The following is a 26,028-nucleotide window of genomic DNA, read 5'->3' as shown; positions in this document are numbered from 1 at the left end:
ACCGGATGCGCGACGCGGCGATAGACGAGCCATCAGAGAAACGCGATCCAGCGGCCGAGGAACACCACGCCCGCCCACAATGCCAACGAACTGAACCCTGCGACACGCGCCTGGCTGGGAGGCGTTAGCGTTGTGTCCCATTCGGCAATGCGGCGAAAGACGCCCAAATGGAATACCCCCATGTTGAGCCCCGCCAGCAGTAACACGCCCATCTTGCACAAGAACGCGGTGTTCTCGGCATAGGTCGTGGCATTGGCGGCGAACATGAGCAGGCCGGTGATCACGCAAGCCACGAAAGCGACCCAGGTGAACGGCAGCAAATCTTTTATCAGCCGTAGCGCGCTGCGGCGATGGGAGGCAACGCCGAGCAGACGCAAATCGACGACGGCGATGGTCCCGAACACAAGGGCGATGCCGATCACATGCACCGATTCAAGGGTTGGAAAAGCGGAGCCCGACTCTCGGATGAAGGTGGCGACAGAGGTGTCCTGGAGGGCTTGTAGTGTTGGTTGAATGTCCATGGCGAATACCTGGGAGCTTTCGTTGAAAACGCTTAGATCGCGTAGGCGATCCAGCGACCACAGATGATGACGACGCACCACAAGCCGATCGACAGCCAGGCTAGCGCCTTGACAAGAGGAGGCTTGCCATCACGTTGTGCATCGTCGGCAGGGCGCAGAAGGGGGCGCCGCAGAAGCAAGGTCAGCGTGAACGCACTCACGACCAGCGCCATCTTCAGCCAGAAGGTCGAGTTGACGAGTACGCGATCAGGCTCGGCGATGATCATGATCAACCCCGTGAAGAGCAGGACGAGGAGCGCATTGCGCATCCACGGGTAGTACCGGCGAACGACGCCACGCAAGGGCTCGTCCGTGGCGAACACACCCGCCAGCCGAAGATCGGAGATGACCGCAGAGCCGAAGAGCACTGTGATAGCGAGGATATGAATGCTCTGGACGGTGGGTATGATCCAGAGAATGTCCCGGATGGCTGTGCTCAAAGGTGACGCATAGATCCAGGCAATGATGAGTGATGATGACATTTGCTGTTCTTCCCAATGGGTTAGAAGTCTTGAGGCGTTGCGATCGAACGCAGGCCCGCCGCATCTTCTGGCAGTAGGTAGCCTTCCTTTATCGAAAGGGCTTTGGCGTCTTCGAATTTCTGTTCGTAGTTGCTGAAGCTTCCATAACGCTGGTCAAGCACGTCCTTGGAGTAAGGCACCTTGGTGTCGTAGATCAGTCCGCAGCCGGTCTCCTGATCCGTGAGGTAGGTCGCACTGGGCACCTGGATCCACGGTGGGCGTACGCCCCCTTGCAGGTTGCCGGTAACAGGGTCGCGCGCGGCGGTCTTGCCATCGCGGGCGACCCGCGGAGCATTCGGCATGGGTTTGCCTTGGCGCACCCATTGGTCCATGCGATCCAGGAGCGCCGAGACGACCAGCTCCGCCGGTTCGTCGTACAGCGTCCGGCACCGTGGGTCGTCGCCCTTGCCGATGTCGGCAGCGAGCTTTTCGGTATGCTCCGTACCGAGGTCGGCCAGCCGCAGGTGCGGCATGCCGGTCACTTCGTAATAGCGAATCTGCGGGCTGTCGGTGTCCGGCGGCAGGTTGATGCCTTCGATCACGTCGTGCATCAGTTCGGACTGGCTGTAGACGGTCACGAACGGCACGCCATCGGGCGTATGGCGCGGCACCCGGATGACGTCGCCGCCCACTTCTCCGTAGGCCATGCGGCCGGTCATGTAGGCATCGATCAGCGGCCTTGCGTCGGGCATACGCCATTGCTGGTGCCGGCCCTGGTCGAGGTAGTCCATCCAGACTTGCGCGGTCACGGCCCAGCTATTGACGTAGATGCGTTGAACATCGAGACCGGCCAACGGGCTTTGCGCTGCATTGGTTTTCAGCAGCAACGCCAGTTGCGCCCCGATGCCCTGGGACTGTGGAGCAAACGGATCGGGAGCTTCACCGCGGGTGAAGTGTTCCGGGTCGTAATAGGTGCCCAGCGGCGCGTAGCGTGCAAAGTCGAAGCGGCGCATGAACTCGAAGTTCACGATCCGTCCGTACTGAGCGATCTGCTCGGCCTCGGCAGCCGGGGTGTCCGAGATGAACTTGGGATCGACTGGTGGCTTGTTCACATTCAGCGTGTACCCGACGTACGCGTAGCCGCGACGCAGCAAATAGTCGCGGGTCAGGATCCATCCCGCGGCGCGCTCGCCGAACCAGCTGAACGGCTCGATCACGACCGTGCCATTGAAGCGCGCGGGGTCAGCCGGTTTGCGCACCAGAATGCGTGTGGTGTAAGGCGCCTCCAACAGGGTTTTGCCCGAGGCGGTAATGGCCGGGGCAACGCCTTGCAGGTAAAACTCCTCCTCGATGTAGCCGTACTTGTCGAGGTCGCTGTATTCGGTGCCCGGGCGTTTCGCCGACGAGAGCGGTGGCTTGCCGGAGGGCGGCACCGCGATGGCCGTGGGCATGCGCGGCACTTCTGCGAATGTGTTCGACGTGAGGATCAGCAACAGCAGGGCGCTTTGCAGCGTCGGCCGCAGGATGCTGAAGGTTGTCAGTCTTTCCATTTGGTCAGCTCCGATGGCGATTAATGGCGACTTCACTCGAGACTGAGGGATGCCTTGCCCTCTTTATCGATCACGATCTGATTGTTCTCGCAGACATACTCTTGAATGGCGTAGTTGGACCGTTTGTACTCGAACGTGAAGCGATACGGGGTCTTGAGCACCTGCGGGTCCTCGATCACGACCTGGTTCTCCAGGTGATCCGGCGCCGTCAGCCTGATGCGTTCGGTGATCTTCATGTCCTTGCCGTGTGGAACGTCGTAGAAACTCACGTCCGTTCGCACCCGTTGTGTTTCCACGACGAGCGTGTCGCCTTCCCAATGGCCGCGTGAATGGCCTTGATATTTAGGGTCCAGGGTCTCTTTTGCAGGCATCGCTTCGTTCAAGAGAATCCGGCGGACCTGCTGGAGATACTCACCGAGGACAATCACTTGCTTGTCGTCGTGAATGATCTGGATCGGAAAAAGCGCCGCCATCAACGTTGGCATTCCCTCGGGCAGGCATCTGGAACTTGTTGTGGCCAACGGCGTTCCGGCCTCGTTCGCAGCGGCTTGTTTCTTCTTCAGCGCGACGTATTCGTCGGCATAGGGCGCCTTCAGGTCCATCGGTCCGCCTGGGTGCACCGGGTTGTCGGGGTTCTCACCGAACCAGTCGTCCGGGGTTCGTTCCCAGGTGCCGCTGATGTCGGGGCGTGCGCTGACGCTGTGTTTGTCGCTTAGAGGTTTGGAAGGTGTAGCGGCGTTGCACATCCCGGCGACAGTCACGAGGGCGATGCCCAGGACGATCATTGCCGTGTTCAAGGTTCGTGTCGGTTTCATTGAAACGTCTCCACGCTGCTGGTCTGGTCCGGTCGGTTAGGTCGTCATGAAGCCAGGGAAGGATTTCTCATCCGCCGCCCGTGAGTACGACGTCACCGATCTTGATCTCCACGAGCAGCCCTCCTGGCTCACCGTTTTTCAACGGTTTGAAGGACACCTCGGCAGTCTCGCCGGCCTTGATCGACTCAGCGGTCCAGCCCGTGCGCTGTAACGCGTTGACACTGCCCGTTTCGATCTTGAATCGCTGGGCCGGCGGGCCGGGTGTATCGAGGTAAATCGTGATGTGAGGATTGCTCCAGGCAAAGCGCTCGACGACACCCTTGATCGAGACGGTCTGGGTCTGGTCGAAAAGCGCGAACGAATGGTGAGCACTGGCAACAGGTGCCAGGGCACTGCAGGCGAAGAGGGTCAGAAGACAAAGCCCCTGACGTAACAGCGGGGAGGGTGACAAAGGGGTCATGACAGGTGCCTCGGTTCTTATGGTTCTTATGGACCCAGCATAGGGGGAGTGCGCTCAGAGGCCGTAGCCCAAAACGGCAACCATTCGAGGCGCTGAGGATGTTTTGCAGCGGGGGAGGTATCGCGCGAGGGGATGGGCGGCCAGCCCCTTGAAAGTGCTGATTTGGGTTACCGCTTGCGCGACCCAAGCCGGAACACTCATGGCTCGCCTCATAAATATAAAAACAGGAGAGACGTCATGCGCACCCTCAGTTATGCCCCATTACTTTCGCTGGTCGCACTCTGTACATTTGAGCCGCAGGTACACGCCTACCAGCTCTACAACGAAGACGATGGCGGAACCGTCCTGAACGCCGACCTGTCGGCGGCGTTTGGCTGGTTCGGCAGCGAGAAAAACTACATTGGCGACCCTGAGAGGGAGCCTGGCAGGATGCGCTGGCAAGAAGGCTACGCCAAGTACGGTCTCAACGGCACGACAAACAAGATCACTGCCGGTTCCGTCTATGGCGGGTTCAGCTGGATCAGCACGGGGTCATTTGGCGATGGGGACGCGGGAGGACTCACCGTCGGGGATGAAAGAAGAACGGCTGTGGAAGACGCCTACCTGGGCTGGAAGTCAGGTGACCTGATTCCTGCGCTGGGCAAGGACGGCGTTGATTTCTCTTTTGGCCGGCAGCTCGTTACGGTGGACGGCTTCCTGATCACTGACGACGGGTTCGCCCCCGGGAAGGCCTTCAGCCCTATCGAGGGCGTAAGGGATGGCCGGTTCAATCGCGGTGGCGCCTTTTACCTTGGCCCGCGGTTGGCGTTCGGGAATACGGCAGTCTTGAAACTGGGTGGTCAGGAGGGCCTGCACGGTAGCCTGATATGGCTCAAATCCGATAACCCCGGGCAGTCGAAGACCGAAGTGGCTGCCGCCACCCTCGACTACACGACGCCCGTCGGCTCGATCGGTTCGACGTACGTGCACGGCCTGGATGTTGACGAGCGATATGCCTTTGGCGATCGGCTTGAGCGCAAGGGTATGAACGTCTACAGCATTCGTGGGCAGGGCAATGCCGGGATCGAGAATGCCGACTTTGCGTTCGAGGTCGCACGTCAGGAAAAACGCTCGGGCTCACAGCGGGCGATGTTCTTCGAAGCGGGCTACACCTTTGCCGACACCCAATGGCAACCGACGGTGAGCTATCGATATTCGCGCTATTCCGAAGGTTACGACTTTCTGTTCCAGGGAGGTTTTCGCAAGCGATACCAGGGTGAAGTCGCCGCCAATTACGCAGGTTCAGTGACCTCGAACATGGCGATCAACGACGTGCTCCTCTCAGTCAAGCCGACCGATAAATTGACCCTTAACGCAATGGCCTTCAACTACCACCAGCTCTCCCGTACGCATGAGCAGGACTTCGCTGCACGTGAGGTCGACCTTTTTCTGGATTGGATGGTGACGGATAACGTCACACTCTCGCCTCTGGTCGGCTTCTACAAGCCCGAAAAGTGGCTCGGGGACGGTGGTCTGCAGAGCGGGAGCGCATCAACGAACACTTACTTCCAGTTCATCGTGTGGATGACGTTCTGAGTCGCCGCTCACGCCGTAACGACGAAGGTTTGTTGCCGGTATCTTGATCGGGGGCGCCACCCGCGGTGGCGCATTCCCGATGGGAGGTCGCCAGGCAACAGACGATCGAGGAGGGGCCAGGCTAGGTGGTTTTTTTGCCGACGAAGCCCATCTCGATTGGGGTCTTTATGTAGAACACAGAGATTTCCTCAGCCTCCAGCCTCTTGAGCAACCTTTCGGATTCGTCCTCGGTGATAGCCATGCGAATCTCCGTAGGCTGATCCGCGAGTTCAAAAAAATGCGAAGAGTGCAGTCGACCGGTGTGTCCAAAACCCTCGATAGCCGTAGAGAGAGTCGCACCACGCAGCCCCATCTCCTTGGCCACATCGACGATCCATTCGCCAAGCATCTTTCCCTGATAACGGCGGTTCTGTTGAGTGAAGAAAATCACCAGAAAACCTTTCATTTTCATCTCCTCATCGCATGCCAATGATTTGATAGGACAAAAGCCCGGCAGCGGTCATCACCAACGAGCCTACGACGTGCAATGAAATTGAGCCGAGCGCCCAGAGCAGTCTGCCTTCCTGGATCAGGGCAACTGTTTCGGCGGAAAACGTAGAAAAGGTGGTAAGCCCACCGCAGAAACCCGTGATGATCAGCAGGCGCCACTCAGGACTCAAGGTGGGGGAGGCGGCCAAAAACGCGATAGCCAGGCCAATGATGTAGCCCCCGACCATGTTCGCGACCACCGTGCCCGGGGGAATCGTGGGGAACAGGGCGTTCAGCTTCATGCCCAGGAGCCAGCGCAACCAGGCACCAAGTGACGCACCAACGGCGATAACAGCGAGTGATTTCAGCATGGCGGGCTCACCTCGTCAGACCTGGGCCAAACTGATAGCAGGTAAGCACAACAGAACTGAAAACTTCAAGAACCCCGTACGCAAGTGACTGTACCGGGCCCCCTCAGGTCAGAGCCATGAAGGCGTGGACATCTTGCGCCCACGCCTCATCAAGTCACAGCATGCGGCGCAGGACGTCGTTTCGAGGGTCCCGGTCGTAAAACCGGTGTTTGAGGGCGCCTACGACATGCAACAGGATCAGTCCGAGCAGGGTGTAGGCGAGCACTTTGTGCAGCCATTGGAAGACGACGAACCAATTGTCATTTTTCGGAAGGAGCTCCGGCAGGTTGACCCCAAAAAAGAACACCCCGTCGCTCATCGTGTAAGTGCTCGACATTGAGTAACCCATCAACGGCACGATCACGACGAGCGCATACATGACACGCTGCGTAAGCCTTGACAGGAACCTTTCATAACTTGCCAGCGTTTCCAGCGGCTGCGGAAGCACGGGGGTCCGAAAGCGCAGGGCGATCTGGGTCAGGACAACCAGAAACACCAACAGCCCAAAGGATTTGTGCCACGGGTAATAGAGCTCGTACTTGCTCGCCACTTCGTCATTCAGACCGGTCATATGCCAGCCTGCCCAGAGGAGGCCTGCGATGAGTGCGGCACGCACCCAGTGCAACATTCGCAGGGACGTCGGATACCGATCGGTTGTTTGTTGATCTATCGGGTTCATCGCAGTCTCTCCATTGATTATCAACGGCATCAGGGATGCACTTTTGAACGCTAACCCTCGCGGCACAGGGGCCGGAGGGTTATTCGGTCAGGACAGGGATCGTGCTCAGGAAGGTAGCAGCACGGTGATGACTTTCTCCTCGGTGTAGGCCACCGCGCCGGCAAACCCGCCTTCACGGCCGATACCGCTGGTCTTTACGCCACCCCAGGGCAGGTTGGCGTCCAGCGGACTCCAGCAGTTGATACCCACGGCACCGGCCTTCACCGCAGCGGCTACGCGGTGCGCTCGCACCAGGTCGGTCGTCCAGACCGTGGCCGCCAGGCCGTAGGAGGAGTCATTGGCCAGTGCGATAGCTTCCTCTTCGCTGTCGAACGTGATCAGCGTGCCGACGGGCCCGAAGATTTCGTCTTGGGCGATCGCCATGGCGTTGTTCGCGTTGGTGAAGATCGTCGGCCGGACAAACCAGCCCTGTTCAGGCGTCGATACACCACCGGCCAGCAGCGAGGCGCCTTGGTCTATTCCCAGTTGGATGTATCGGTTAACGCGATCGAATTGCGCTTTCTTGGCCACCGGTCCCATCTGTACACCGGGCTGGCGAGGGTCGCCCACGTTGACTGCCTCTGCGGCATCGGCCAGCGCTGCGCCGAAGCGATCTGCGATGCTGCGGTGCACCAGGATGCGCGAGCCGGCCGCACAGACCTGGCCCTGGTTGGCGAACAGGCCGAGCGCACACCCGCGCAGCGCGTCTTCGAAAGAGGCATCGTCGAAGACAATCTGGGGGCTTTTGCCGCCCAGTTCCAATGCCACGCGCTTGAACAGCACACCGGCGGTGCGCTGGATTTCGCGTCCGGCCTCGGGGCTGCCGGTGAAGCTGATCTTGGCAACGAGCGGGTGTTCGCACAAGGCGCGACCCACCTCATTGCCGTAGCCGGTGACCACGTTGATCACACCGTCAGGGAAGCCCGCTTCCTGAGCCAGCACCGCCAGGTGCAGGGCAGACTGCGGCGTCTCTTCCGAAGGTTTGATGACCACGGTGCAGCCTGCCGCCAGCAACGCGGCGAGCTTCCAGACGGTGATCATCAACGGCGAATTCCAGGGAACGATGGCGCCGACCACACCCACGGGCTCGCGTACCGTGTACGAAAGAGTCTTGGTGCCGAAGTAGCCACCGGTGGGAATGGTGCGCCCTTCCAGCTGGTTGGCCCAGCCAGCAGCGGCACGCAGGTTGGCGATCGCGTTGGGCAAGTCCATCCGGCGCGGTTCGATGGGTGAGCGACCGATGGCGTTGGCGTCCAGATCGGCCAGCAATTCGCTGTCGCGTTCAACCAGGTCAGCGAGTTTAGATAGCAGTCGACCGCGCTGGGCGCCGTCGAGCTGGCTCCAGGCGCCACCCTCAAGTTGGCGGTGTGCGGCCCCCACTGCGCGGTCCACGTCCTCAGTCGTGCCCTGTGCGGAACTGCCGTACACCTGTTCTGTCACGGGGTTGACGAGGTTTATGCGACGACCGTCGGAGGCTTCGAAGGACGCGCCTTCGATGAAGTGATTCAAGTGCTCAGTCATTTTGCGGTCCATAAGTGATGTGCAGTGGTCGGGTCATGCCTCAAGGGAAGCCAGGGCGTCGCCGAAGATGTCCAGTGCCTTGAAGAACAGAGAGCGTGAGATCGTCAGCGACGGCATGACTCGCATCACGTTGCTGTAGCGACCACAGGGAATCATCAGCACGCCGTGGTTCAGCAGGTAGCCCATGAGCTGGCCGATTTTTTCGGGCGCCAGGGGAGCCTTGGTGGCTGGGTCTTCAACCAGTTCGATACCGATCATCAGGCCGCGGCCGCGGACTTCAGCGACGAACGGGCTGTTGAAGCCACGGATACGTTCCTGCGCCTCCAACCCCAGGGTGTGCGCACGGTTGAGCAGATCGAGCTCCGGGTCCTGCAGGATGCTGATGTTGGTCAGCGCCACCGCCGCGGACAACGAGTTGGCGGCAAAGGTGTTGGGCATCGATCCGTCAGGAATCGCGGCCGCCAGGTCCGAACGCATGATCAGGCCCGCCATTGGCAGGTCGCTGCCGATGCCTTTGCCGAACGTGAGCATGTCCGGCTTCACGCCCGAGTGCTCGACCGCCCACATCTTGCCGGTGCGCCCTGCGCCGGATTGCACTTCATCGACGATCAGCAGCGTGCCGCTACGGTCGCATGCTTTGCGCAACAGCTGCAGGAATTCTGGTGAAGGAGGCACGTAGCCGCCTTCGCCCTGCACCGGCTCCACGATAACGGCAGCCACGTCATCGGCGGCGGTGTAGGGGGTGTTCAACAGGTAGTCCACATATTCGCCTGCGATCTGCTCGGCGCTTTTGTGAGTGGTGTCGAAAGGGAAACGGTAGGCGTAAGGGTAGGGGGCATGAATCACCCCGCCCATTTGGGCTCCGTAACCCTTGCGGTATGCCGTACCTGTCGTCAGGGAACCCGAGGCGTTCCACACGCCGTGGTAGCCTCCATGAAAGGCGATGATCTGGTGCCGCCCGGTGATGCGTTTGGCGAACTTGATGGCTGCTTCAAGCGCATCGCTGCCGCTTTGCGTGAAGAAGGTGATGCAGTCGCCACGCAAGCCGTCGGGCGCGATCTCGGAGAGCTTGGCCGCCAGCTCGGTGCGCCGGGTGCTGTTGACCTCCAGGGCATGCATCAGCACTTCGGACTGTTCGCGGATCGCCTGCACCACCTTCGGATGGCAGCGGCCTACGCTGCTGACGCCCACGCCGGCGGACAAATCGATGTAGGTGTTGCCATCCGGGTCTTTGAAGGTCGCGCCGAAGGCGCGGTCCATGGCCACCGGCATGCGTCCGCCGCCGCGCGCCATCGACTCGGTACGCGCCGACAACGCCAGGGCCTCGCTGGTTTTGGGGCCGGGAAGTGTGCTGGAGGTAATTCGCGGGGCATCCGCGAAATGGAGGGATTCAAGTTTGGCTTCACTCATGACGTTCACTCTGGATGTCGATTTAAGTGTGCTGATCATCTCCGTGGTGTGTGTATGGCCGGTAGCCCGAATTGGCATATGAGTGGACCGCCCTGAGCGCACTGTCCAGTGAATTTAAAATCTCATAAAGAATTGTGCAAAATTCTCACTATGTGCGAATATCGCATAGGAAGGCGATCTAAAAACAAGAATATTGGCAGAGGCTTTCGACATCATGAAAAATCAGACTATCAGCCATTTCAGAGACGTCCATGTCCATGCGGCCACCGTCCAGGAGTGGAACCAGGACTACAGTCAGCTAACGGCAGGCTCGACTGAGAGTTCGCTGATGCAGTTGTCGACGGCGGGTGTCCACGTCTTTCTCGAGCAGATCAACCAGCGTGTCGTGCAGCACGGCGTGGCTCCCCGAGGCAAGATGTGCTTTGCCGTGCCGATCACCACCCCGGGTTCGATTCGGATGCAGGGACGGGAGGCGGACGATAGCAGCCTGTTCTTTCTTCACGGTGGCGAGGAGTTCATGTTCCATATGCCGATGGGCATGGAGCTGCTGTCCATCACCTTCGAACGTGAATTGTTCGAGCAGGCGTTGGCGCAAACGGCTTCGGCGAAGGAGGTCAGCCTGTTGCTGCGTCAGCCGGTGATCAGGGTTTCCACGCCGCGCTTTGCAGACGCTCGTCGCCGATTGCTGGCGATGTTCTCCCAGGCCCTGGTGTACGAAGAACTCGACAGCACGCGAGATCGGGAGCGGGAGCTGGCGCTGGAACAGGCGATGCTCGGCGAGTTGCTGCAACTCATGACCGACCCGGCTTGCGACAAGCAACAACGCTCCGCAAGCTCCACGCGCAGCTTCATTGTCGAGAAATGCCACCGTCTGGCGACCGCGGAGATGATCGACGTGCCCAGCGTGATCGAGTTGTGCCAGCGACTCCAGGTCAGTCGGCGTACCGTGCAGAACAGCTTTCGCTCGGTTGCCGAGACGACGCCGCTGAATTACTTGCGCTCTGTGAGGCTCAACGGTGTACGCCGGACCTTGATGTCCACCCGCGCGTCGCATCTCTCGATCGGCGATGCCGCTGCCCAATGGGGCTTCTTTCACCTCAGCCATTTTGCGGCGGAGTACCAGGAGCTGTTCGCAGAGTTGCCGTCCCATACCCCCCGCGCTGCCATCACCGGTTGCGCTCATGCCTGAACACCCGCCCGCTGAAAGCAGTGTGGGGTGACCGTTGGCTTCACAAGGATGTAGAGAAAGATGAATAGCCTGCGCCGTCTGCTCATGGTCTTCGACCTGTTTCGCCCGGAACAACCGGTCATCGATGTGGACATCATTTGCCGGGAGCTCGGCTACACGTCCGCCACCGCCTATCGTTATCTGCGCGAACTGGGCGACGCGGGCTTTTTGAAGCGATTGCCGCGCGGTTACGCGCTCGGCCCGCGAATCGTCACGCTGGAGCATCTGATGACGAACTACGATCCGTTGTTGGCATGCAGCCGGGATCTGGTCGACAACCTGGTCGTCGACACCGGCCTGGACGCGCTGGTCAGCGAGTGGCATGGCGACTCCGTGGTCAACGTGCTGATCCATCGTGGCTCCGATGCTGGACCGGTCGGTAGCGGCAGGGGGCGGTCGATCGATCTTTTCCACAGCGCGACCTCCCGGGTCGTACTGGCTTATCTGCTACCGCGCCAAATCCGACGTGTTTACGACGCGCACGTGAACCCATCCGAATTGCAGCATCTGGGGCTGGAGTGGAAGCCGTTCATCAAGAGCCTGCTCGCCATCCGCAAGCAGGGCTACTGCATCAGCGAAAGCGAGCTGCACCCAGGACGCAGTGGCGTCGCGGCGCCGATCTTCGACGAAAAGCAGCGCGTCCTAGGGAGCATGACCCTGGTGGGGCGCAGTGAGCGGTTCGGTGCGTTTCAGCAAGGCTATCTGTGCGACCTGGTGACCGGCGCGGCGTCAGAACTGACGGCGCGTCTCGCTTCGCAGTGAGGTCAGGCAGGCGGATGGCGCTGTTCAGGTGATGGCGTAACAGGTTACCGATTTGGGATACCGGGGCGTTCACGGTGAGGCATAGGATCGAATCCAGCGTGCGATAAAAGCGACAAGCTCTATCGGTGACGGTGAACGGCTTGCTGCACCGATCCTACAGCGACTGCCTCATACAATAAGGTCAAGAACATGAGCGTATCTATCCCGATCAACAGTTCGACGGAGTTGAAGCGTGGTGCCCTGGGTGTTGGTTTCATCATCTTCTTCGTGGTGTCGGCGGCGAGCCCGTTAAGTGTCATCGCCGGTGGCTTCCCGATTGGCATCATGCTGGGCAATGGCGCCGGCACGCCGGCGTTGCTGATCCTGGCGTTGCTGGTGCTGCTCGCGTTCTCGGTGGGTTACACCACCATGTCCCGGCACCTGACCAATGCCGGCGGTTTTTATGCGTTCACCTCACGTGGTTTGGGTGGCCTGGCAGGCGGCGCGGCCGGGGTGTTGGCGATGTTTGCCTATAACATTCTTCAGGTCGGGTTGTATGGCATGTTCGGCGGGGTGGTCAGTGGCACCATGGAAAGCATGTTCGCACTGGTGCTGCCGTGGTGGTCTTACTCGCTGATGGCGATGGCGAGCATTGCGATTCTGGGGTATCGCAAGATCGACCTGTCGGCGCGGCTGCTGTCGGTGATGGTGATCGCCGAGTACCTGGCGATCCTGATCCTGGATTTTTCCATCCTCAAATCCGGCGGCGACAGCGGCATCAACCTTGATGCGTTTGATCGCGGTCATGTGTTCAGCGGCACACCGTCAATCGGCTTGCTGTTCTGCTTCGCGGCATTTATCGGCTTCGAGGCGACGACTATTTACGGCGAAGAGGCCAAGAACCCGCAGCGTACTATCCCGATTGCCACCTACTGCTCGGTGTTGCTGATCGGTGGTTTCTACGCACTGTCGGTATGGTCGATGGTGGTGGGCGTGGGTGCGGACAAAATCGTGCCGATGCTGCAGTCCTTGCAGGACCCGACGACGTTTATCTACGGCATGTCCGACCACTTTGTCGGCCCCTGGCTGACTCAGATTATCCGGGTGCTGTTCATGGTCAGTATCTATGCCGGCCTGCTGGCGTTTCATAACGCCGCGGCCCGTTACTTCTACGCGATTGGGCGTGACGGCCTGTTGCCGCACCGCTTGGGTACTACCCATCGCGTGCACCAGAGTCCTCATATGGGGTCGGCGTTGCAGAGCCTTATTTCGGCGGTGGTGGTACTGATTTTCGCCGCCATGGATGCCGATCCGATCCTGCAGCTGTTTGCCTGGCTGTCCAACTTGGCCACGCTGTGCGTGATTTTGTTGATGGCGCTCACGTCCGCAGCGGTAATCTTCTTTTTCCGGCGTCACCCCGAACTCAAGGTGGGGATCTGGCGCGGGCGGATTTTCCCCGGTTTCTCTTGCATTGCCCTATTGGCGGTCCTGGTACTCGCGGTGGTGCACTTCGATGTACTGACGGGCGCCAGCCTGGCCTTGTCATACAGTCTCTGCGCGATCATTCCCGCGGCCCTGCTGGGTGGCGTGTTCCTGGCGGCTCGACTTCGCAAGGCGTCGCCGCAGCGGTACCAGGCATTGGGTAGCCACAAGCTTTAAGGCCCCACGCAGAACTTTTCAACCAAATCTGCGCGTTGCTTACCAAGGAAGGTCTGCGACCTCGCGCGGCTGCGCCTGTCTGCTCAACTTGACCAGCAGCGAGGCGATCAACAGCAGGACTGCCGACGCTGCCAGCACGGCAACGAAGCCTGCATCGAACGCCGCACGGGCGAATGCGCTCAGCATCGCGCGGCCTTCGGGTGACAACGTCTCGGCGACGACCAACGCGTCGTCGAGACTCTCGAATGTCGCGGGGTTCAGGGTCAGCCATGCCGGAATCATCAGGCCCGCCGAATACGCATAAATCGCCGATGACAGACTGCCCGCCAGCGTCACACCCACAGCACCGCCCAGTTCAAAGGACACTTCCTCGATGGAGGCGGCCATGCCGGCTTTATTGGCGGGCACGCTGAGCATGATGGTGCTGGACGAAACGGTCAGTGCAGCGCCAATCGTCAAGCCCAATAGGGCAAGGCTGGCGACTTGCAGGTAAACCGCAGCGTTGTACAGCAAGAGATAGCTCAGCATCGCGACTGACGACAGCAGCAACGTCCAGCACAGCATCCGCCGGTTTCCCAGGCGCGGCAGGTAGTAACCGGCAAGCGGCCCTGCGACGAAGGAGCCCAGTGGCAGAGGAAGGATGAACAATGCCGCCTCCAGCGGCGACATGCCGAGTACCAGTTGCAGGCGCTGGCTGAACACCAGTTCCATGCCGATCAACGCAGCGGCCGACACGACTGCTGAAATGACGGCATTTCTGAAGCCCGGTGCAGTGAACAGCGCCAGATCGAGCATCGGCTGTGCGGCACGGCGTTGGCGTCGAATGAACAGTGTCAGAAATAGCGCACCCAGCACGACCGCCACCAGCATGCCGTCGAAGGAGGGCGCCCGTTTACCGAGTTCCTTGACGGCATACGCCAGGCTGATCAACCCGATCATGACCTGCAGCGAGCCCAGCCAGTCCCATCGCTTTTTGGCATCCCCCGGGTGATTCGGGATCAACACCGCGCCGAGGACCAGTGCCACCAGCACAATAGGCACGTTGATCAGAAATACCGAGCCCCACCAGAAGTGCTCCAGCAGCAGGCCGCCCACCACCGGGCCGAACGCGGCGCCCCCTGAGGCAACCGATGCCCAGATGCCGAATGCCATCGCCTGCTCGCGCGGGTCGGCGAACGTCAACCGCACGATGGCCAGCGTAGCCGGCATCATCATCGCCGCGCCGACAGCCAGAAAGCCGCGGGCACCGATCAATACGCTGGCCGATGGCGAGAAGGCCGCGATCAGCGAGAACAGGCCAAACACACTCAGCCCGCCGATAAACAGGCGTTTGTGCCCGAGGCGGTCACCGAGTGTGCCCATGCCCAACAGCAGCCCGGCAGCGATCAATGCATAGATGTTGATGATCCAGAGCTTTTGCGAGGCCGAGGCATCGAGCTCACGGGTCAGTGTCGGCAGGGCGGTGTACAACACTGTCATATCAATGACGATCAGCAGCAATGCGCTGGAAATAATGGCCAGGATCAGCCAACGACGTGGGGGAATCATGGGGGGGCTCGATGAACGATGGTCGAAAGCCGGCAACTGTCACTCAGTCAAGACGTCAGCACCGGCAGGTAGCCTGCCGTGCCCCTTTACACTCGAAAATGGCCGACAAGCTGCTGTTGATGGTTGGCCATTTCATGGAGTGAGTCACTGGCCGTTGAGGCATCGCTCATCCGTTTGGTCAGTGTTTCGCTGATGCTGCGAATGCCACTGACCCGATGGTTGATATCTTCCACGACCGTGCTTTGCTCCAGGGCTGCGCTGGCGATCTGCTGATTCATCTGCTCGATCACATCCACGGCCTGGGAAATATTCTCCAGCGCCGCACGGGTCTGTTGCACCTGGATCACGCTGTTGCCGGCTTGCTCGCGGCTCAGCTGGGTACTGTGCACCACCTCCTGGCTCAACTGCTGCAACATTTCTATCACCGTGCGGACCTGTTCGACCGAGCTCTGGGTGTTGCTGGCCAGGTGCCTGACTTCATCGGCTACCACCGCGAAGCCGCGCCCCTGTTCGCCCGCTCTGGCCGCTTCGATGGCCGCATTCAACGCCAGCAAGTTGGTCTGCTGCGCGATGGTGCTGATGACGTCCAGCACCTGGCCAATCTGGGTGCTGCTATCGGCGAGGGCATGCACTTGCTTAAGGGTGGTGTCCAGACGCTGATCGAGGCTTTCGATGCTGCTTTCGGCGATGGAGAACACCGCTTGACCTGATCGGCTCGCGCTTTCGGCGGCTGTCGCTGCGTCGGCGGCACCGTGGGAATGGCGCGCCACTTGCTGGGCACTGGCACTCATTTCGTGCAGCGCGGTCGCGGCCAGCTCCACTTCGCGGTACTGGCGTTGCATCCCTGCGCTGACTTCCCGGGCAATCCCCGACGAGGTATTGGCGCTGTTGCGGGTATCCAGGGAGGCGGTTTGAATGTCGCGAATAATTGGCTGCAACTTGTCCAGAAAACGGTTGAACCCATTGGCTAATTGGCCCAATTCGTCGCGTCGCCCGGCGGGCAGGCGTTGGGTAAGGTCACCATCGCCATCGACGATGGCATCAAGCAGGCCTGCCACCTTCAGCAGCGGGCGTGTCACCCCGTAGGCGGCCAGCCAGATCAGCAACATGCCGAGGCAACTGGCCAATACCCCCAGGCAAAGGTTGAGCCAGTTGGCCTGGCGGCTTTTGTCGTCCAGTTCGCTTTGCATTTGCCGGGCGGGTGCCTGCACCAGGGCTTGGGGAACCTTGATCTCCAGTTGCCAGAGTGGATTGCCTGCCACGGGTTGCAGAGCCTGGCGTATATCGAGGGTGGTCCCGGAGACTTCGCCGCTGCGTCCTGCCACCTGGCCGGAGGCCGACACAATGGCCACTTCGCTGTTGCCTTGATACAGGTCCTGGCCGAGGTCGGCAGCCAGCTTTTGCAGCGTGTCGAGGCCAATGTCCATGCCGACCACGCCGAGGATCTTGCCGTTGGCGATCAGAGGGACAGAAATGCTGCTCATCAGGACTTTCTGGCCTTCCACCTCACTGGTGTAGGGCTCCACCACGCACGTGCGCCTTTGAGCTTGAGGGCAGGTGTACCAGACGTTTGTCGGTTCGCTGCCGGGGGGCGCTGTGTTGGTGAAGATTTGCGCCTCGGTGAGCACATCCTGGACCAATTGTCCCGGCTGGCTCTGTGACCAATACAGCGCAAAACGACCTTTTTCGTTGCTCGCCAGTGCACGTTGCCCGACGAAATTAGCGTCTGCGCCCGCCAACGCGTCAGGCAGAAGGATGACGTACAGGCCGAGCACTTTTTCGCGGTTGAGCAGTGTCTGACGGGTCACGCTGATCAGCGCTTCGCGCAATTGCCCAGCCGTGAGGCGTCCATTGAGCGTTTGATCGCGCAGTTGCAGAACCTGTTGCGCGAACCCTTCGCTATACAGCGCCGTTTCGTTGAAAAAGCGTTCGACCTGTTGGCCATGGGCAGCGGCCTGGGCTTGCAAGCGCTCCACGGCGGCTTGCCCGAGCAGGTGACTGCTCTGCTCCTTCAGCAATTTTGCACTTTGTTGGTTCTGGTACACCGAGGTGCCTACCAGCGCGCCGACGACAGCCAGCAGGCACAGTCCGCTCAGGAGTGTGATCCGCCATTGGATAGTGAGATGAGCTAAACGCATGACTGGGACTTCCTGCAGAGGGCTTTGGCTGCGATGGGCTGTGGACCAGGCCCTCGCTTTTATTATCGGTGCCGGCATCTGGGTATAGAGCGGGTGACGCTAGCATGCGGGAGGGAACGGCCAGCCGGTTATCCCGAATCGGCAAGGACTGCCGGATTGCGGGTGCCGCATCGACCTGTTTTGGGGCGGCGCCTCGGATGCTACCGATTTGGGATAGCGAGCGGTTCAGGGGCGGGCATAGGATCGAGTTCAGCGCGCAACTAAAACAAAACGCTAATTGGTGCCGATGGAATTCAATCGGGCCACCCCAACAGCGACTGCCTCATACAATAAGGTCAACAACATGAGTGTACCTATCTCGATCAACAGCTCCACGGAGCTCAAGCGTGGCGCCCTGGGCGTCGGGTTCATCATCTTCTTCGTGGTGTCGGCGGCGAGTCCTTTAAGTGTGATCGCCGGTGGCTTCCCGATTGGCATCATGCTGGGTAACGGTGCCGGTACTCCGGCATTGCTGATCCTGGCGTTGCTGGTGCTGCTCGCGTTCTCGGTGGGTTACACCACCATGTCCCGGCACCTGACCAATGCCGGCGGTTTTTATGCGTTCACCTCACGTGGTTTGGGTGGCCTGGCAGGCGGCGCGGCCGGGGTGTTGGCGATGTTTGCCTATAACATTCTTCAGGTCGGGTTGTATGGCATGTTCGGTGGGGTCGTCAGTGGCACCATGGAAAGTGTATTTGGGCTGGTGTTGCCGTGGTGGTCCTACTCGCTGATGGCGATGGCGAGCATTGCGATTCTGGGCTATCGCAAGATCGACCTTTCTGCGCGGGTGCTGTCGGTGGTGGTAATCGCCGAGTACCTGGCGATCCTGATCCTGGATTTTGCCATCCTCAAATCCGGCGGCGACAGCGGCATCAACCTTGATGCGTTCGACCGCACCCATGTGCTCGGCGGTACCCCGTCCATCGGCCTGCTGTTTTGTTTTGCGGCATTCATCGGCTTTGAGGCGACGACTATTTACGGCGAAGAGGCCAAGAACCCGCAGCGTACTATCCCGATTGCCACCTACAGTTCGGTGTTGCTGATCGGTGGGTTCTACGCGCTGTCGGTATGGTCAATGGTGGTGGGCGTGGGCGCGGACAAGATCGTGCCGATGCTGCAGGCCTTGCAGGATCCCACGACGTTTATCTACGGCATGTCCGATCACTTTGTCGGCCCCTGGCTGACTCAGATTATCCGGGTGCTGTTCATGGTGAGTATCTATGCCGGCCTCCTGGCTTTTCATAACGCCGCCGCGCGTTATTTTTACGCGATCGGCCGTGATGGCCTGTTGCACAGTCTGTTGGGCACCACTCACCGCGTGCATCAGAGCCCCCATATGGGTTCGGTGTTGCAGAGCCTGATTGCTGCTGTGGTGGTACTGATTTTCGCTGCGTTGGATGCGGACCCGATCCTGCAACTGTTCGCCTGGTTCTCCAACCTCGCCACCCTCTGCGTCATTTTACTGATGGCGCTGACGTCGGTAGCGGTCTGCGTCTACTTTCAGCGTCATCCCGAGCTTAACGTCGGGATATGGCGCGGGCGCATCCTGCCTGTTTTCTCCTCCCTGGCATTGGTGCTCGTGCTGGGGCTGGCGGTGGTGCATTTCGACGTGTTGACCGGGGCCAGCCAGCTATTGTCCTACGGACTCTGCGCCATCATTCCCGCGGCCCTGATCATCGGCGTCATGCTCGCCGCGCGCTTGCGAAAGATCTCCCCGCAACGGTTTCTTGCCTTGGGCAGCCACAAGCTTTAAGGCCGCACTCGTTACTGCTCGACTAACCAGACAATTCCAGCCTGCCGTTGCCCGGCATGGCTCGTCAGTGTGTGAAAGGAAGGTTTCAAATGCACAACTACAAGATGCTCATCAATGGCGTTCAGGTCGCCGGTGAACAGGGCCAGTTTGATGTGATCAACCCGGCCACCGGTGCTGCATTCGCCCAATGCCCCGCCGGCTCGCTGGCGCAACTCGACCAGGCGGTCGACGCTGCACAAGCGGCGTTCAAAAGCTGGCGGCACAGCACCCACGCAGACCGTTGCGAGCGCCTGTTGGCGGTTGCGGCGGATATCGAGCGGGAGGCAGAGTCACTGGCCCGACTGATTGTGCTGGAACAAGGTAAACCACTGGAACTGGCGTTTTCCGAAGTCATGGGGTCCGCCGCCTGGACCCGCTATGCGGCCGGGCAGGAGATTGCCGTGGAGCTGGTGGAGGAAACCCCCACCCAGCGGATCGAGTTGCATCGCAAGCCTTTGGGTGTGGTGGCGTCGATTACGCCGTGGAACTGGCCGTTCATGATCGCCGTCTGGCACATCATGCCGGCGCTGCGAGCCGGTAACTGTGTGATCAGCAAACCGTCGAGCCTGACCCCGCTGAGCACCTTGCGCCTGGTGGAGATCATCGCCCGCCATGTGCCTCACGGCGTGATCAATTGCCTGACGGGTGAGCAAGGTTTCGGCAGCGCAATCACTTCGCACACCGGCATTCAGAAGATTGTGTTCACCGGCTCGACCGCCACCGGACAAAGCGTCATGCGCGGCGCCGCCAACAACCTCAAGCGCCTGACGCTGGAGCTGGGTGGTAACGACGCGGCAATCGTTCTGCCCGGTACGCCGGTTGAGGCGGTGGTCGAGGAGATTTTCCAGGCGGCGTTTCTCAACATGGGCCAGACCTGCGCGGCCCTCAAGCGCCTGTATATCCACGAATCGCAGTACCAGGCCTTTGCTGATGCGCTGACCCTGATTGCGACGCGCCAAGTGGTGGGCGATGGCCTGGAAGCTGGCGTCACCTTTGGACCGGTGCAAAACCTTGAGCAATTGGAGCTTGTCGACGCGCTGGTCGCTGACGCGCGGGCACAAGGCGCACGCGTGCTGTGCGGCGGCGCGCGTCTGGATCGCCCCGGCTTCTTTTATCCACCCACCCTGGTCGCGGACGTGACAGATGGCCAGCGTCTGGTCGACGAGGAACAGTTCGGTCCTGTGTTGCCTTTGATCGCGTACCGGGATGTCGAGGATGTACTGCGGCGCGCCAATGCCGGCGACATGGGGCTGGGCGGATCGGTCTGGGGGCCGGATGTCGAGCAGGCCCAGGCACTGGCCAGCCGCCTGGAAAGCGGCGTTGCCTGGGTCAATTGCCACGCGCAGATTCAGCCGAACACACCGTTTGGCGGCAGCAAGATGTCCGGGTTTGGCGTCGAGTTCGGCCTTGAGGGGCTGCTGGAGTTCACTGGCCAGCAACTGCTGTTTGTCCGCCCTTTTAAAGGCGCACCACAAGGAGCTTGAGCCATGCGCAATCCATCACGCCATCCCGTGTTTGGTAGCACGCTTGTGTGCACATTGGTGCTATGCGCCATCAATCAGGCCCAGGCCTATGAGTTGTACAGTGATGAGAGCCGTCACCTCAACGCAGACATGACCGCCGTGTTCGGCCAGTTCAACAGTCGCAAGAACTACGACGGCACACCCGGTGGATCTACCTGGCGCGAAGGCTTCATCAAGTACGGCTTGAATGGCGACCAGTCCCTGGCGGGCAATGGCACCGCGTATGGGGCATTCGCCTTGGTCAGTTCCGCCACCTGGGGCGACGGCGACCCAGGCGGCAATTCCCTGGGAACCGAGCGCACAACAAAGATCGAAGACGCCTACCTGGGCTGGCGCTCCGGCGACCTGTTCCCTGCGTTAGGCAAGGACGGGGTTGATATTTCCGGCGGGCGCCAGGTGGTCAAGCTGGGCCGAGGGTTCCTGATCAACGATGACGGACTGAACCTGGGCGAGGGTCCGGCCAATGGCACTATGAACCGTGGGGGCGCTTATTACCTGGCTGCACGGCATGCGTTCGATCAAACCGCGCTGTTGCGCCTGGGTGGGCAAGATGGCCTGCACGGCAGTCTGGTGTGGCTCAAATCCGACAACCGCGTCCAGGCCGAAACCGAACTGGCCGCCGGCACGCTGGATTACACCACCCAGCCGGGTACGATCGGATTGACCTGGGTACACGGCATCGACGTGAGCGATCAATGGGCCACCGACGTTCAACGCCAGCGCAAAGGCATGAACGTCTACAGCGTTCGCGGTGAAGGCGATGCGGGCATCGAGAACGTCAGCCTGGCGTTCGAATACGCCTGGCAGGACAAGGACGCCGGGCCTGAGAAAGCCTGGTACGGCGAAGCGGGCTACACCTTCGCCGATACCGCCTGGGCGCCCAAGGTGACCTATCGCTATACCCGCTATTCACAGAAATGGGATCCGCTGTTCACTGGCTTGAGCATGGGCTACGGCACCTGGTTCCAGGGCGAAGTCGCCGGAAACTACGCCGGGCCGTTCAACAGCAATACCAGCATTCAGCACGTCGGTCTGAAGGCCACTCCGCTGGAAAACCTGACCTTGGGCGCGCTGTACTTCGATTTCGACACGGTGCGTAAAAACAACGCGCTGAACCTCAATGCCCGTGAGCTGGATATCTACGCCGAATGGGCAGCCAACCCGCACTTGATCATTACCCCGCTGATTGGCCTCTACAAACCCGATCAGGACTCAACCACGGGTGGCAATCAAGTCGGCGGCAATGGCACCAACCTGTACAGCCAATTGACGGTGGCTGTTCCGTTCTGACCGCACATCCGCCGCGTCCCTGGTAAGGGACCGGCGGCTTGTCCATAGGCTAGGGCGTGGTGGTGTTCGACTGATTACGCATGTTTTCGGCGATGCGCCGAGTGGTATCCATGACCATTTCGATCACGGTTTCCTGGCGCAGCAGCTTGAAGCTCTGCGTGCTGCCGACGGCGGACAGGCTGCCAACCACTTCGTCGATGTCCGTCTGGATGATCGGCGCGGCGATGCCGGTCAAGCCCAGGTTGAGTTCATCATGGGTGAGGCAGTAACCGTCCTTGCGAATCTTTTTCGCGGCCTTGGAGAAGCTTGACCAGTCATAAGGGCAGTCCGGGTCGTTGGCCATATGCTCGTCGAACAAGCGTTGCAAACGGCGACCTTTCTGAAAGGCGATCAACACCTTGGATTGCGCGCCGCGAAAGAACGGCAGCGGTTGCCCGCGCCCGAACGCAAAGTGGTAGGTGTCGGTGGGTTCGGCGATGTAGGTGTTGATGATGCGACCGTCATAAAAGACGCTCGCAAACACGGCCAGGCCGGTTTGCGCGGACAGCTCGTGCATCAACTCGCGCCCGGCAACGAGGATAGGGTCGTACTGACGCATCATCCAGTCCAGTTCGATGACTCGCGGTCCCAAGCCATAACTGCCGGCGTCCACGCGGGTCAGCAGGCCGGCGTCGCACAAATCCTTGACGTAGCGGTACACGGTCGCACGTGACAGGCCCATGCGCTCGGCAATGGTGTCGGGGTCGATTTTCAATGTCTGTGGACCGAACAGGTCCAGGACACTCAGCAATTTGCTCAGGCTACTCATTTTGTTCCTAAAGACGGGGGGAGGGCGCGTGCTTCGTTCCGGCGTAGACCAGACATCCCGCAGAAGCGCCAAGCGCTGGCGCAACACTACCTCAGTGAGAGAAAAACGCAATCTCGGCAGTCTTTCTGGTGCAAATAAAATCGCATAAATCTCACAAAACGAGACAAATACGAATTTAATGCTTGTTGGTTGAGTATTTGTGTGTGATAAATCTCATCACTGCAAATGCTCAAGCAAGAGGGCTGAAAATGAATGGTGCGCAACTGATAGTGAATGCGGCAGCGGCAAGCGGTATCGAATACTGCTTCGCCAACCCCGGAACCACCGAAATTCCATTGGTGGCGGCCATGGCCAGCGCACCAGCACTGAAGCCGGTGTTGTCGTTGTTCGAAGGGGTGTGCACGGGGGCGGCGGATGGGTATGGCCGGATTGCCGGCAAGCCGGCGATGACCCTGACGCACCTGGGCCCCGGGTTTGCCAATGGCATCGCCAACCTGCACAACGCGCGTCGTGCCAATACCCCTATCGTCAACGTGATCGGTGATCACGCGTCATGGCATGTCAACTACGATCCGCCCCTGGCCAGTGACATCCAGGCCTTGGCCGGGACTGTCTCCGGTTGGGTGCGCACCTCGCGCACGGCGTCGGGTATCGGCGAAGATTTGCAGGAAGCGGTGCGGTCGGCCTGGCAGGCCAAAGGGCAGATCGCCAGCCTGATTCTGCCCATGGACCTGCAAGCCAGCGCAGTGACGCACAACGGCGTGTTCGCTCCGATGCGGGCGCCGATTCGCCGGTTTGCCGGTGACCGGGTCGAGACGGTGGCACAGGCACTGCGTGACGGGCAGCGCCTGGTGTTTATTGTCGGGGATGAGGGGTTGTCGGTTGCCGGTCTGGAAGCAGCGGGGCGCCTGGCCCAACTGCCTGGCGTGCGCCTGTTTGCCGAGACCTTTCCACGGCTCAGCTACCGTGGTGGTGGTTTGCCGGATCTGGATCGCCTGCCGTACTTCCCGGAAGTGGCCATTGAAATCCTCGAGCAGTACGACCAGGTCGTGTGTGCCGGGGTGCCGGAGCCCATCAGTTATTTTGGCTACGAAGGCATCCCGTCGCGCCTCGCCGAGCGTGAGCGTCTGCTGACGCTGGCCGATGTCGGTGACGATGTAGCCGGCGCGCTGACGGCGCTGGCCGATGCCCTCAATGCACCGGCCTACGTGCCGACACCGATGGGCATCGAACTGCCGCCAGGCCATGCCGAGCTCACACCTCAGTCCATCGGCCAGGTTTTAGCCGCATCGCTGCCGGACGACAGCATTGTCTCCGTGGAAGGCGGCACTTGTGGCTATCCGTTTTTCACCGCCTCTGCTAGCGCCGCGCGGCACCGGGTGTTGACCAATACCGGTGGCGCGATCGGCCAGGGCATTCCGGTGGGGTTCGGCGCCGCCTTGGCGGAGCGGGGCAATCGCGTGTTCTGCCTGCAATCCGACGGCAGTGCCCAGTACACCATCCAAACCCTGTGGAGCATCGCCCGTGAGCAGGTGCCGGTGGTGATCCTGATTGCCGCCAACCATCGCTACGCCATTTTGCAGAACGAACTGCGCCGCTTCGGCATGACTGAAATGGGCCCCGAAGCCCTGCGCCTGACGGTGCTCGATAGCCCGCGGATTGACTGGAAAGCGCTGGCCAAGGGCTACGGTGTGCCGGCCTGCACGGTGCACACCAATGCCGAACTGCAACAGGCGCTGGCCAATGCCAATGCCGACGGTGGTCCTTGCCTGATCGAAATGGCGCTGTGAAGGAGTCGATGATGAAACAGTTCGAAGTGCTACCTGCTGTGCAACATTTTCTGTCCCAGCCTGGCCGCCTGTTTATCGGTGGCAGTTGGCAGGACGCCGCCGCTGGCCGACGGTTTGCCGTGGAAAACCCGGCAACTGAAGAAACCCTGACGGAAGTGGCCCAAGGTGACGCGAGTGACGTAGATGCGGCCGTTGCGGCAGCCCGCGCAGCGTTCAACGGCGCCTGGGCGCTGCAGTCTCCCGCCCAGCGCGGTCTGCTGCTGTTTCGACTGGCGGACCTGTTGGATCAGCACCGCGAGGAGCTGGCGCAGTTGATCACGCTGGAGAACGGCAAACCCATCTCAGCCGCTCGAGGGGAAGCGGCCAGCGCGGCGACCATCATTCGCTACTTCGCTGGCTGGCCGACCAAGATCGAAGGCAGCACGCTGCCTGTATCGCCGGCCAGCGGTGCGCCGATGCTCAACTACACCTTGCGTGAACCGGTGGGTGTGTGCGCGCTGATCGTACCGTGGAACTTCCCGTTGAACATGTGCGTGTGGAAGCTTGGCCCGGCGCTGGCGACAGGTTGTGTCGCGGTGCTCAAGCCCGCCGAGCAAACGCCGCTGGTTGCGATTCGACTGGTGCAGTTGATCGAGGCCGCCGGGTTTCCAGCGGGGGTGGTCAACCTGATCACCGGTCTTGGCGCGGAAACGGGCGGACCGCTGGCGCAGCATCCCGACGTGGACAAAATTGCCTTTACCGGCTCGACCCAGGTCGGTCGGCTGATCGCTCAGGCGGCCACCAGCAACATGAAAAAGGTCTCGCTGGAATTGGGCGGCAAGTCGCCGAACATCATCTTGCCAGACGCCGATATCGTGCGCGCCGCCAAAGGTGCCGCCGATGGCATCTTCTACAACCAGGGCCAGGTGTGCACGGCTGCCTCACGTTTATACGTACACGCCAGTGTGCTCGATCAGGTGCTCGAAGAACTTGAGCGGCATGCCACCGCCCACGTGCTCGGTAATGGTTTGGACCCGGCCACCAGCATGGGCCCACTCGTGTCGGGCCGCCAATTGAGCACGGTCAAAGGCTACCTGCAACGTGGTCAGGAGGAGGGCGCCGAACTGATCTGCGGTGGCGGCCGTCCCGCCCACCTGGAGCGCGGCCACTTCATTGCGCCCAGCGTGTTCCTTGATCGCGCCGAACGTGCCTGTGTCGCCCGCGAAGAGATATTCGGTCCGGTGCTGACCGTCATGAGCTGGACCGAAATCGACGACCTGGTGCTGCGCGCCAACGATTCGCCTTATGGCCTCGCAGCAGGCCTGTGGACCCGCGACTTGCGCTCGGCGCACCGCGTGGCGGCGCAGCTCAAGGCGGGCTCGGTGTGGATCAACTGCTGGAACGTGGTCGACGCGGCTTCGCCGTTCGGCGGCTACAAGCAATCTGGCTGGGGCCGGGAAATGGGTAAAAACGTGATCGATGCCTACACCGAGACCAAGAGCGTCTTCGTCGATCTCGCCTGAACCGAATAATCACAAGAGGAAA

Annotated in this window: 21 protein-coding genes and 2 pseudogenes; 9 read left to right on the top strand and 14 right to left on the bottom strand. The window is 60.7% G+C overall.

The annotated features are described in order from the left end of the window. Nucleotides 1–32: 32 nt before the first annotated feature. The 5 genes from ACEN8R_RS12045 to ACEN8R_RS12025 form a co-directional block, all read right to left on the bottom strand. Nucleotides 33–521 (bottom strand): DUF6644 family protein, encoded by a 489-nt coding sequence (locus ACEN8R_RS12045; protein ID WP_018927834.1) that lies wholly within the window; start codon nucleotides 519–521, stop codon nucleotides 33–35. 32 nt (nucleotides 522–553) lie between these two features. Further along, on the bottom strand, nucleotides 554–1,042 hold the full coding sequence (locus tag ACEN8R_RS12040; RefSeq protein ID WP_018927835.1) for a DUF6644 family protein: 489 nt from the start codon (nucleotides 1,040–1,042) through the stop codon (nucleotides 554–556). Nucleotides 1,043–1,062: 20 nt separating this feature from the next. Further along, nucleotides 1,063–2,571 carry an alpha/beta hydrolase domain-containing protein gene (locus ACEN8R_RS12035; protein WP_019649039.1) on the bottom strand — a complete coding sequence of 503 codons (1,509 nt, stop codon included), beginning with the start codon at nucleotides 2,569–2,571 and terminating at the stop codon, nucleotides 1,063–1,065. A gap of 32 nt (nucleotides 2,572–2,603) precedes the next feature. After that, on the bottom strand, nucleotides 2,604–3,386 hold the full coding sequence (locus ACEN8R_RS12030; RefSeq protein ID WP_019578579.1) for a hypothetical protein: 783 nt from the start codon (nucleotides 3,384–3,386) through the stop codon (nucleotides 2,604–2,606). A gap of 67 nt (nucleotides 3,387–3,453) precedes the next feature. Next, complete coding sequence (locus ACEN8R_RS12025) at nucleotides 3,454–3,846, bottom strand: DUF6152 family protein (RefSeq protein WP_019649037.1); 393 nt, start codon at nucleotides 3,844–3,846, stop codon at nucleotides 3,454–3,456. A gap of 237 nt (nucleotides 3,847–4,083) precedes the next feature. Between ACEN8R_RS12025 and ACEN8R_RS12020 the strand changes: the two genes are divergently transcribed. After that, nucleotides 4,084–5,421 (top strand): alginate export family protein, encoded by a 1,338-nt coding sequence (locus tag ACEN8R_RS12020; RefSeq protein WP_495624902.1) that lies wholly within the window; start codon nucleotides 4,084–4,086, stop codon nucleotides 5,419–5,421. A gap of 121 nt (nucleotides 5,422–5,542) precedes the next feature. Here the strand turns inward: ACEN8R_RS12020 and ACEN8R_RS12015 are convergent, their stop codons facing one another. From ACEN8R_RS12015 to ACEN8R_RS11995, 5 genes are all read right to left on the bottom strand, one after another. Next, the gene (locus ACEN8R_RS12015; RefSeq protein WP_019578582.1) at nucleotides 5,543–5,866 is read right to left on the bottom strand and encodes a DUF190 domain-containing protein; all 324 of its coding nucleotides are present in this window, start codon (nucleotides 5,864–5,866) and stop codon (nucleotides 5,543–5,545) included. Between the two features lie 10 nt (nucleotides 5,867–5,876). Continuing rightward, the gene (crcB, locus tag ACEN8R_RS12010; protein ID WP_064617293.1) at nucleotides 5,877–6,260 is read right to left on the bottom strand and encodes a fluoride efflux transporter CrcB; all 384 of its coding nucleotides are present in this window, start codon (nucleotides 6,258–6,260) and stop codon (nucleotides 5,877–5,879) included. Nucleotides 6,261–6,414: 154 nt separating this feature from the next. Beyond that, nucleotides 6,415–6,978: a cytochrome b gene (locus tag ACEN8R_RS12005; RefSeq protein ID WP_018927842.1), complete on the bottom strand. Its 564-nt coding sequence runs from the start codon at nucleotides 6,976–6,978 to the stop codon at nucleotides 6,415–6,417. A 105-nt stretch (nucleotides 6,979–7,083) separates the two neighbouring features. Then, complete coding sequence (locus tag ACEN8R_RS12000) at nucleotides 7,084–8,538, bottom strand: aldehyde dehydrogenase family protein (RefSeq protein ID WP_026286552.1); 1,455 nt, start codon at nucleotides 8,536–8,538, stop codon at nucleotides 7,084–7,086. Nucleotides 8,539–8,571: 33 nt separating this feature from the next. Then, nucleotides 8,572–9,948 (bottom strand): aspartate aminotransferase family protein, encoded by a 1,377-nt coding sequence (locus tag ACEN8R_RS11995; RefSeq protein WP_018927844.1) that lies wholly within the window; start codon nucleotides 9,946–9,948, stop codon nucleotides 8,572–8,574. Between the two features lie 214 nt (nucleotides 9,949–10,162). On the opposite strand from ACEN8R_RS11995, the gene ACEN8R_RS11990 reads away from it, so the two are divergent. The 3 genes from ACEN8R_RS11990 (at nucleotide 10,163) to ACEN8R_RS11980 (ending at nucleotide 13,576) form a co-directional block, all read left to right on the top strand. Next, nucleotides 10,163–11,137, top strand: coding sequence for a helix-turn-helix domain-containing protein (locus tag ACEN8R_RS11990; RefSeq protein WP_026286553.1), 975 nt, complete (start codon nucleotides 10,163–10,165; stop codon nucleotides 11,135–11,137). A gap of 60 nt (nucleotides 11,138–11,197) precedes the next feature. Beyond that, the gene (locus tag ACEN8R_RS11985; RefSeq protein WP_018927846.1) at nucleotides 11,198–11,938 is read left to right on the top strand and encodes an IclR family transcriptional regulator; all 741 of its coding nucleotides are present in this window, start codon (nucleotides 11,198–11,200) and stop codon (nucleotides 11,936–11,938) included. A gap of 189 nt (nucleotides 11,939–12,127) precedes the next feature. Next, entirely contained in the window at nucleotides 12,128–13,576 is a 1,449-nt protein-coding gene (locus ACEN8R_RS11980; protein WP_018927847.1) for an APC family permease, read from the top strand. A gap of 39 nt (nucleotides 13,577–13,615) precedes the next feature. Here ACEN8R_RS11980 and ACEN8R_RS11975 read toward each other — a convergent pair whose 3' ends face one another. The 3 genes and pseudogenes from ACEN8R_RS11975 to ACEN8R_RS11965 form a co-directional block, all read right to left on the bottom strand. After that, a complete protein-coding gene (locus ACEN8R_RS11975) occupies nucleotides 13,616–15,124 on the bottom strand; it encodes an MFS transporter (RefSeq protein ID WP_495624901.1) in 1,509 nt (502 codons plus the stop codon). Between the two features lie 86 nt (nucleotides 15,125–15,210). Beyond that, a pseudogene (locus ACEN8R_RS11970) lies at nucleotides 15,211–15,750 on the bottom strand (methyl-accepting chemotaxis protein); the annotation flags it as partial. 318 nt (nucleotides 15,751–16,068) lie between these two features. Beyond that, nucleotides 16,069–17,262 (bottom strand): annotated as a pseudogene (locus ACEN8R_RS11965) (PDC sensor domain-containing protein); the annotation flags it as partial. Between the two features lie 343 nt (nucleotides 17,263–17,605). Between ACEN8R_RS11965 and ACEN8R_RS11960 the strand changes: the two are divergent. The 3 genes from ACEN8R_RS11960 to ACEN8R_RS11950 all read left to right on the top strand — a co-directional run bounded on the left by ACEN8R_RS11960 (nucleotide 17,606) and on the right by ACEN8R_RS11950 (nucleotide 21,906). After that, a complete protein-coding gene (locus tag ACEN8R_RS11960) occupies nucleotides 17,606–19,054 on the top strand; it encodes an APC family permease (protein ID WP_018927850.1) in 1,449 nt (482 codons plus the stop codon). Nucleotides 19,055–19,143: 89 nt separating this feature from the next. After that, nucleotides 19,144–20,577, top strand: a complete 1,434-nt coding sequence (locus ACEN8R_RS11955; protein ID WP_018927851.1) for an aldehyde dehydrogenase family protein — start codon at nucleotides 19,144–19,146, stop codon at nucleotides 20,575–20,577. A 3-nt stretch (nucleotides 20,578–20,580) separates the two neighbouring features. Then, a complete protein-coding gene (locus ACEN8R_RS11950; RefSeq protein WP_018927852.1) occupies nucleotides 20,581–21,906 on the top strand; it encodes an alginate export family protein in 1,326 nt (441 codons plus the stop codon). Nucleotides 21,907–21,955: 49 nt separating this feature from the next. On the opposite strand, the gene ACEN8R_RS11945 is transcribed toward ACEN8R_RS11950, so the two are convergent. After that, complete coding sequence (locus tag ACEN8R_RS11945) at nucleotides 21,956–22,714, bottom strand: IclR family transcriptional regulator (RefSeq protein ID WP_018927853.1); 759 nt, start codon at nucleotides 22,712–22,714, stop codon at nucleotides 21,956–21,958. A 248-nt stretch (nucleotides 22,715–22,962) separates the two neighbouring features. Between ACEN8R_RS11945 and ACEN8R_RS11940 the strand changes: the two genes are divergently transcribed. Both ACEN8R_RS11940 and ACEN8R_RS11935 read left to right on the top strand, forming a co-directional pair. Further along, nucleotides 22,963–24,504: an acetolactate synthase large subunit gene (locus tag ACEN8R_RS11940; RefSeq protein ID WP_111454537.1), complete on the top strand. Its 1,542-nt coding sequence runs from the start codon at nucleotides 22,963–22,965 to the stop codon at nucleotides 24,502–24,504. An 11-nt stretch (nucleotides 24,505–24,515) separates the two neighbouring features. After that, the gene (locus ACEN8R_RS11935; RefSeq protein ID WP_018927855.1) at nucleotides 24,516–26,006 is read left to right on the top strand and encodes an aldehyde dehydrogenase family protein; all 1,491 of its coding nucleotides are present in this window, start codon (nucleotides 24,516–24,518) and stop codon (nucleotides 26,004–26,006) included. Nucleotides 26,007–26,028 lie beyond the last annotated feature (22 nt).

This window comes from Pseudomonas sp. Pseusp15 (assembly GCF_059492165.1).
This window is presented reverse-complemented; position numbering and strand designations above follow the sequence as displayed.